General features: G+C 36.1%; 5 protein-coding genes. 1 reads left to right on the top strand and 4 read right to left on the bottom strand.

The window, feature by feature from the left end:
• Positions 1-429: 429 nt before the first annotated feature.
• The 3 genes from CJF42_RS20815 to CJF42_RS20805 all read right to left on the bottom strand — a co-directional run bounded on the left by CJF42_RS20815 (position 430) and on the right by CJF42_RS20805 (position 7,300).
• The gene (locus tag CJF42_RS20815) at positions 430-1,323 is read right to left on the bottom strand and encodes a class I SAM-dependent methyltransferase (protein WP_095368514.1); all 894 of its coding nucleotides are present in this window, start codon (positions 1,321-1,323) and stop codon (positions 430-432) included.
• Positions 1,324-1,411: 88 nt separating this feature from the next.
• Entirely contained in the window at positions 1,412-4,081 is a 2,670-nt protein-coding gene (locus tag CJF42_RS20810) for a TonB-dependent receptor plug domain-containing protein (RefSeq protein WP_170940694.1), read from the bottom strand.
• Positions 4,082-4,567: 486 nt separating this feature from the next.
• Positions 4,568-7,300 carry a TonB-dependent receptor gene (locus CJF42_RS20805; protein ID WP_095368512.1) on the bottom strand — a complete coding sequence of 911 codons (2,733 nt, stop codon included), beginning with the start codon at positions 7,298-7,300 and terminating at the stop codon, positions 4,568-4,570.
• A gap of 314 nt (positions 7,301-7,614) precedes the next feature.
• Here CJF42_RS20805 and CJF42_RS20800 point away from each other — a divergent pair, with 314 nt between their 5' ends.
• Complete coding sequence (locus CJF42_RS20800) at positions 7,615-8,376, top strand: LytR/AlgR family response regulator transcription factor (protein ID WP_095368511.1); 762 nt, start codon at positions 7,615-7,617, stop codon at positions 8,374-8,376.
• A gap of 296 nt (positions 8,377-8,672) precedes the next feature.
• On the opposite strand, the gene CJF42_RS20795 is transcribed toward CJF42_RS20800, so the two are convergent.
• The coding region (locus tag CJF42_RS20795; RefSeq protein WP_141235613.1) for an IS110 family RNA-guided transposase at positions 8,673-9,269 on the bottom strand (597 nt) is incomplete at its 5' end.

Raw genomic sequence — 9,269 nt, 5'->3', positions numbered from 1 at the left:
AAGATAAAAACGGGGGTGGATAAGCCCCCACTTTGGTCCAAAGAAAAATCGCGATGCGATTCAGATTTATACCCATGCGACATGGAAATGCGTTATTTCAGCAAGTCGAGAAGCGTGCCAAATACGAGGTATAAGATGTGTCGTTAAGTCATTCTCAATAAATATCTTTTAACAATGCAGTTGGCCGCTTATCGTCTTGCCCTATGGGTGTTTGGGTAGAAAATGATTGCGGCGTTATGATTCATCATCAGGGAATAACCATGGATTACAAATCATGCCTTGTACTCGTATCCTACCCAAGCTCTGAAACCTGCATTTCCAAGTAGCACGGGTATAAATATAAATGATTGAAAAAGAGAAACAATTACATTGTGATAAGGTGCTAGGATGGCGTGATAATAGGAGTTAAGGCAACCTAAATGTTACACTCTATACCTTAGCATTTATTTCCCAACCGATTAGACCTAACTTTTCATCATAAAGAAGCTTACTTTCAATCTTATTCAGATTTTCTTTTTTTAGAATTAAAACTAAATCACTTTCTTTTATTGAGCATAAAGCGACACTTAATTGCTCAATTAGACGTTCTTCATAGGCTATATAATGTAATTCCAACTCATCTATTTGTGCATCTTGAACACCATAGTCAAGAGACGATATTAGGTTTTTAATAGTTAGAAAAATCACCTCGATTGAAATAAAACTATCGCCAGCAAGTTCTTTTCCTTTTTTTATAATTTCATTTAATAAATGTTCTTTCTCCACAAGTTCAGGTGAGGACTTCAATTTGCGAATTCGATTAAAAATACTCTTATCTCTATTTATATATTTTAATATTTCTAACTCTATTTTGCTTTGTTTACATATGAAAGATTCAGGGTGATGAGCAATAAAATTAAGCTCTCCTCCAGGTTTAATTTGCTTAAGAATATGCTTCATTGAATCTTCATTGATATTTCCATATTCAAGACCAAATTGCGAGACAACTAAATCAAATTCATTATCAACAAACTTAGTATCACTTATATTAATACCTGATAAAATTTTAAGCTTACTTTGTGTATCAAAATTATTAAAATCAGTTTTACCAATATCACTAGCTTGATCAACGCCAATACAACATATTTTTGTCATTGTATTAATTGCGCATTTACCTACAAAGCCATTACCACACGCTAAATCTAATACAAACCGACTAGAGGAGTTATTGACAAAGTATTTTTCCCAATATTTTATTAACACTTGTGATAAATCAGATTCTCCATTTAACGAAAAACAATCACCTAACTTATTTTCACTCCAAAACTGGCTCCACCTTTCCACATTACCCCCTTAAAATAAAAATGAATGATTTTATAAAACACATAAAAAAAGAGAGCTAAGCTCTCTTTTTTTATAATCTATAATTTAATTAAAATGTTTGATTAACACTTAAATAAACCACTCGACCTAGAATCTCACCTAGCCCACGGTCATATACGCCATTACCAAAAGCAAATGCATTTGGTTCAGATATTTCATCAGTTAAATTACGAGCACCTAAGATAAGTTTAGTATTTGTAGGTAAAGTATACCCAATTGATGCATCAACCGTAGTAAAGCTTGGTAATGTGCCTACATCAGACCCTACATCATTTAAGTACTTATCTTCAGGTGTACGAGCATCATAGCCAGCTGTGTAATTAATGCCAACATGGGCATTCATATCGTTTAACATCCAATCAAAAGATAAAGCAGCTCTCAAATCTGGAGTTGAAACAAAACCTACATTATCAAACACACCTAAACCAGGAGCTGATTCACTATCAAAACTCATAGTATAAGTACCGTTTAAGTTAGTTCTGAAGTCACCGAAGTCATCTGTTCTTAATGTATGTGAAATATTAAAATCCATACCTGTTGTTTGGAAACCAGGTAAGTTTGCATAACCATTTACTACTTTTAGAATTTCACCTTGACCATCACGTTCAACATCCACATTAAAGGTTTTAGGATCAACACCTGTTGCTTCTAAATCTAATACGGCTTGAGTAGAAAGGAAGCTAATTTGGTCAATTATTTCAACATCAAAATAATCAAACGTCATATTTAACTCTTCAGTAGCATCCCACACTACGCCCATGGCATAACTTTTTGAGCGCTCAGGTTGTGTTTCAGCACCTGGACGACGTTCAGCTTCAATCTCGCCAGCAAGACAAAGTGGTGATGATGGGTCGCCAACTTGATTACATGCTTGTCTATCAATTGCTTGGTCTGTTGACTTACCACCAGTTTGTAGGAGAGTGTCAATATCAGGAACTCGGAAACCTTCAGAGTATGAAGCACGAAGTACTACAGAATCAGCTGCTTGGTAACGCGCCCTTAGTGATTGAGTATATTCACTTGCATCTTTTGGTAACGTAAATTCATCATAACGGCCAGCATATGTAATAACTAACTCATCTAAAACAGGAAGTGCCACTTCAAAGTATGCACTTCTAGCATCACGACCACCGCCAGAAGGGCCTCCTGTACCACCAAAAATAGAACCTGAAGTTGTTAATGCATCGTAAGTTTCAGCAAAATCCTCACTGCGGAATTCCCAACCTACTGAATAAGCCATATCACCACCTGGCAATTCAATTGGTAAATCAGCCGCCCAAGTTGCACCAGCCACAAATAAATCAACTCTAGCTTCACGAAATGCATCAGCTCTGATTTGAGCTGTTGCAGCCTCAACATCTTCAGCTGGGCCAAACGGATTAATATCACCAGAGTCAATTAAATCAAAAACAGCACTAGTTAATACATAGTTTCTACTAGTATCTTTAGAATCTTGTTTGTTCCATTGAACATATGTATCTAAAGTTCCGAAATCACTACTCCAAGTAAACCCAGTTAAAAAGTCTAATTGCAATGTATCAACAATAAAGTCGCGAGTTCCTAGAGCTTGAGGGCGCCATTTAACACCTACTTCTTGTGGGTTATCAGTACCAAACGTTGGGTTATATTCATTATCAGCCGCAACTGTCATACCAAAACCAGCAACTAATGGGATAGCTGCGTAGTTAGCTTTGCTTTGTAATTTCATAACAGAAGCTTGAGCAAATAATGAAACTTCATCAGTAATATTATAATTACTATTTATAAAAATTGAATCTGTCTTAGTAGCTGGTAACCAAGAAGCAACATCTGCATAAGCAAAACGACACTCTCTATCTGTTACATTGGTTACTTCACCAGTTACTGGATGAGTTCGTACTCTTGGAGTTTCACTAATTAGATTAGAATCACAACGCGAATCAGGGTTCCATGGACCGTTTACGTTTGTACCATCATTAAAGAAATCGGTTACACGCCAGTTTGCAGGGTCACTGTTAGTTGAGTAGCCTACCCAACCATCTACATTAGCAGATGTATCAGCTCGTTCATTAGCCATAAGCTTAGTAACTTCTTTATGCTCTATTGCAAAAGTAATATTACCTTTATCATTTGAAACACCACCAACTAATGAAAAGGTTTTTTCATCACCACCACCATCTCTTGATGGACTACTCATTTGAGCATTAACTTGTAAACCTTCAAAATCTTTTCTAAGTATAATATTTACAACGCCAGCAATTGCTTCAGAACCATAAATAGATGAAGCACCATCTTGTAATATTTCAACTTTTTCAACCATAGCCATAGGTACTAAACTTAGGTTTTGACCTGAACCACCGCCTAAAGCATCCGATGGTAACCTTTTACCATTAACCAACACTAAAGTACGGTTTGAACCTAAACCACGCAAGCTAATATCAGCAGTAGATTGTGCACTACTACCTGATCTAGGTGTAAACGAACCTTGCGAGTTACCAGGGAAATTCCTTAACACTTCACCTAATGAAACATCACCGCTTGAAACTAAATCTTCTCTACTAATAACTGTTACAGGTAATGCACCTTCCAAATCTGTTCTCTTTAAACGAGAACCGGTTACTTCAATTCTTTCAACTTCTTCAGCAGAAGCATCTTCTGCAGCACTCGCATTAAAAGCAAGCCCTGATAATAATGATGATCCTATTGCTAGGTGTAAAGCTGATAGCTTTAATTTAGACATGTTTTTCTCCCTGGAATTTTTATTTTTAGCAATTCTAAAGATTGCTGCAACGACAAAATAAAGTGAGTTATTAAATCTCGCTAGCCAAGATCCACGAAAGGAGTATTTAAACTGATAAAAGGAGACATTTGTGTGTTTGGTAAGTTCTTTATTACACCGTATTAACATTTTTTAAACGGCAAGGAGTTAAGGGCAACTAAACATGCCATTGTATTACATATCTTATATAAAACAATTTATATGAACCAACTATTCGAAATAACATAGTGTGTCAATGGACTTCCACTCTAAAACACAGTCTTAAGCTGACTAAGTATAGGGCTCGCACTATTTTGGACGCTTACCCACCAATACCACCGAAATAGGTTACAGTTAGTTTTGTACCTCTTACTTCTTATGGTTTCTTTCAGTCTATCGAGTTTGCCAGTTTCACTAGGAAAAAAAAGCGAACCTAAGTCCGCCATATCACTTTCAATAAAATTTCAATTAGAATTTTACAGATACTTTACCAAAGAAGTAACGGCCTAGTACGTCATAAGTATACGCATCAGTGTTCGCATCATTATTACCAGTAAAATAAGGAGCTTGTTTATCAAACAAGTTATTTACACCACCTGATATTGTAACGCTGTCAGACATATACCAAGAACCTGATAAATCATGGTAAGTTATGGCATCAACTGAAGGAGCATAACAAGATGAAGGGTTACTTTCACATGCTTTTGAATCTACACTACTAATAAAACGCGCTTTATATGTTGCTAACCAGTTATTTGCTTTCGCTGTTAATCTGAAGTTACTTTTAACCTCAGCATAACTACCTTTAGTGCCTGTAATCAAACCTTTATAATTGATAACATTACCATCTTGGTCTGTTTCTTCAAACTTATCCAAAATTGAAGTATCTAAACTTGCTTTCCAATCAATACCAGCAGCTTCAAAGCTATAAGCCACATTAACATCGTAACCTGATGTTATTTGCCCACCGACATTTTGTTTACCATTATTAAATGCAGCACGTCCTGTTCCATCAAGTGTTACAGCAGCTGATTGACATAGAGCTGTCTCGTTATTAATGTTTTGACCTGCAGAATTTAGACATTGATTAAGAACGTAGTTAGCATCTAGTTCATTGATAGCATTTGTAATATCTATATCGAAATAATCAAGTGTGACAGACAAGTTATCTACTGGTTCAAAAACAACTCCTAAAGTTAAGATATCAGCTTCTTCTGGTGTTAACTCAGAATTACCTCCAACAGTTACTTCAGCTTGATCTTGAGATGCCGGGTGAACTACTTGTTCAAATGATGGTGATTTACCACTAAATAATTCATCAACTGTAGGTGCTCTATATGCCGTTGATGCAACACTACGGAACATTAAGTTATCATTTACTTTCCAGGTTAAACCCGCTTTCCAAGTAAGATCATCACCAAAAGTATTATAATCGAAGTAACGCGCAGCTAAACTTAAATCAACCAATTCAGCAATAGGTGAATCACTTAACAATGGAACCGCAAGCTCAATATATGCTTCATTTACATTAAATGAACCTTTAGTTTCTTCTACACGAGGGTCATTTGCAAGGCCTTGTGCAGTTAATGAATCTGGTGTGAAATATGCTGATTCTAATCTATGCTCATAACCCATAGCGATACCAACAGTACCAGCTGGCATATCAAATAATTCACCAGCAACTGTTGCAGTGAAAATATCCATTTCACTGCCGCCACTATTTACTTCTGTATAAATAAATGGGGCTATACTATCGCCTGACCAAGATGCTTGTGTGAAAGGGTCAAACGTTTTAGCTTGTACTGCACTATCTATAGATCCTATATTGTGCAAGTTAGATAACTTATCTACCGAATCATTACGACCTTTATTGTAAGATACGTCCCAAGTCCAATCATTTGCGAACTCGCCTTCAAAACCAAGTACAAAACGTAATGTATCTACTACCTGAGAAAAGTCACGCGTACCGGTATCTGACATACGACGACCATATGATAAAGTTTCCCCTTCTTGAACACCATGTGCAAGTAAGTCTTTATTCATCCAGCTTGAATTATATACCCAAGGGTTACTATTCCAAATAGGTTGTGGTGCCATTTGTTGCTCAGACCAACGTTTTGTGTACATAACTTCAGTGAACATTCTTGTTGTATCTGAAAGTTCGTACGTACCATTAGCAGTAATATTAAAGCGTTGCTGTGGTGTGTATAAGTAACTATCTTTTGAATAATTAAACCTGTCGGTATTAGAGAACGAATGATATCCGCCTAAACCTGCTAAATCTGCCTGTTTCATACCTTCATGATAGACAAATTTGGTTGCTCCTGGTTTTGCATTTGCGGCATCATCTTGTATGTATTTACCATAATGACCTGTATCACCAATTTTGTACGCGCCATCAGTGCCTGTACCTACGATACCGTGATTTTTATTACCCCATATATGGCCACCTTCGATATATGAACTACCGGCACAAAATGTTGATGTACCATCAGAACTTTCCGCAATAGGGCAGTTTGAAAAATCTCGATTTGCTTGACTTGCTTCACCACGATCTGAGTATTGAACACCTAAAACAAGGTTTCCTTTATCAAACTGAGTCCCTAATGTGAAATCTATACTTGACTCTTCTGCATCGCCTTCGCCTGAAATACCAGATTGAGCATTAATTTCAAAACCTTCAAAATCACGCTTCAAAATAATATTTACAACACCTGCAACAGCATCTGTACCATAAATAGCTGAAGCACCATCTTTTAGTACTTCAATACGTTGAATCATTGATGTAGGAATAGTATTTAGATCAACACTTGCAGCTGCACCAGTACCTGAAGCTATCATACGACGACCATTAACTAAAACTAGCGTTCGTTCTTCACCTAAACCACGTAAGTTAATAGTTGTATTACCCTGAGAACCATTATTAATTCCTGGATTAGTCATAGCACCACTTGAAATACTCATTCCCTGCAATATGCCGTCTATAGAAATTGCACCTGAAGCTGCAATTTCATCTGCGCCTATAATCGTAACTGGACTAGCAGATTCCATATCAGTACGCTTAATACGAGAACCTGTAACTTCTATACGCTCAACTTCTTCTGCTGAATTTTCTACTGCAGCATTAGCATTAAAAGCTAACCCTGTTAATAATGATGACCCTATTGCTAGGTGTAAAGCTGACAGCTTTAATTTAGACATGTTTTCTCCCTGGTATTTTTATTTTTAGCAATTCTAATAATTGCTGCAGCTACAAAATAAAGTGAGTTATTAAATCTCGCTAGTCAAGATCCACGAAAGGAGATAAAAGACGGACAAGAGGAGTTGTTTTAAGGATCGGGAAATTATTTCTTACACAGTATTTACATTTAGTTTAAAAATAGGGGATTAAAGATAAGTGAATACTAGCAATTTGTTACATATTTTTACGCAATTAAATATCAAATTACTATATCTTGTTGTTATAGAAATCAATTTATCGTAAAAGTTCAATTAATTTATATAAAGGATTACATGTGAAAAGGTTTAGTGTTGTCATTGCTGATAATTGCGAGGTTGTGCGCCGTAATATTCAACAGCATCTTAAAATTCATGATTATTTTGATCCTATTGCTCTTGCATTTAATGCCGATGAAGCAAGAGATATATGTATTAATTTAGAGGCCGACGTATTATTTATAAATCCAGATATTACTTTCGATTTGGATAATTTAAATATAGTCGAGCAACTTCCTGCATGTACTCATGTTATATATTTATCAAAATCAGATCTTCAAGCGATAGACGCTTTTGAGTTAGATGTTATTGACTATTTAGTTACACCTGTTACTCCTATTAGATTTCAAAAGTGTATAAATAAATTATTAAAAAGGTTAGATAACCCAAATACAGCGCCTTTAATTGACATGCAAAACATATTCAATCAATTGCAACTTAATAGTATTCACAAAGAGACAGTCATTGTAAAAGACTCTGGCCGTATTAGAATTATTGATACTGATGATATTTTATGGATTGCTGGGGCAGGAAATTATGTTGAATTATATTTATCAAATGAAGATCGTCCTATACTCCACAGAGAAACGTTAACTTCAATGCAAGAAAAACTAACAACCTCAGGCTTTATTCGTATTCATAGATCCATAATAGTAAGAAAACAAAATATTAGTGAGTTAAAACCCACCGAAAATGGTGACTATCTAGTAACATTGAAGAATGGTGCAACACTTAATCTATCAAGACGATACAAGCAAAGTATGTCGGGGATCTTGAATTAAACTTTTCATTGCAAAAAATAATACCGTATATGGACCCTCTCCGATTGCAAGACAATTTAAATTGTTGAAATAGAGTGCATTGCAGCCATATATTCGGCTTATGACTGAGGTATCACTTGATGCCTCTAGCCCTAATGGATTTCCGCCCCTATCACCTTATCAATTTCGCGGCTTATGATAGACCTTGGTATAAAATGGTTTCATATAGGGCAGTGCTGAACTGTATCCCATCAATCTCTATTATCTAGCAATGTTACAAGGTTGTTTCTTTCTTTTTCTAAAAACTATTGTTTCTGTTAATTGGTGGCACTTTTAAATTTATAGTCTTCATGGTGATGCAGCATCGCCCACGCCATTCGTACCATTTTATTCGCTAAAGCAACCGTGGCATTATTATAATTACTGCGCTCTTTTAACTGCCTTGCCCAAATACTCACTTGGTCGGTTTTATTTTCACAATGCCTCAATGCGGCTCTAGCACCATTGATTAATTGTGTTCTTAAATAAGTATTGCCACGTTTAGAAATTCCCAACAAGGTTGGCTTTCCTCCCGTTGAATGTTGTCCTGGTACTAATCCCAACCAAGCTGAAACATGACGACCACTATTAAACGCTTTTCCATCACCAATACCTGCATAAAAAGCAGTAGCGACAATTGGCCCTATGCCTATCATGGTGCTTAATTGCTGGCAAACTTCATCCTGCCTATTTATACCTAATATTTCAGTATCAACTGATTTTATTTGAACCGAAATTTCATCAAGATCTTCACTTAACCCAAGAAAGTAACGACGAGCTGGAGCACTCAATTCATTGCTCGCATCTTCTAAAAACCGAGGTGAATGTGCTTTTATGTGATTAATGCCTTTAGGCATCACTAAACCATATTCCGC

The organism is Pseudoalteromonas sp. NBT06-2, from assembly GCF_002276045.1.
Taxonomy (GTDB): Bacteria; Pseudomonadota; Gammaproteobacteria; order Enterobacterales; family Alteromonadaceae; genus Pseudoalteromonas.
Note: the sequence above shows the minus strand (reverse complement) of the source record. Positions and strands in the feature narration are given on the sequence as shown.

What these genes read in the sequence shown, in the direction of transcription:
- CJF42_RS20810 (WP_170940694.1), bottom strand. Translation starts at nt 4,081, where the DNA reads ATGTCTAAATTAAAGCTATCAGCTTTACACCTAGCAATAGGATCATCA.
- CJF42_RS20805 (WP_095368512.1), bottom strand. Translation starts at nt 7,300, where the DNA reads ATGTCTAAATTAAAGCTGTCAGCTTTACACCTAGCAATAGGGTCATCA.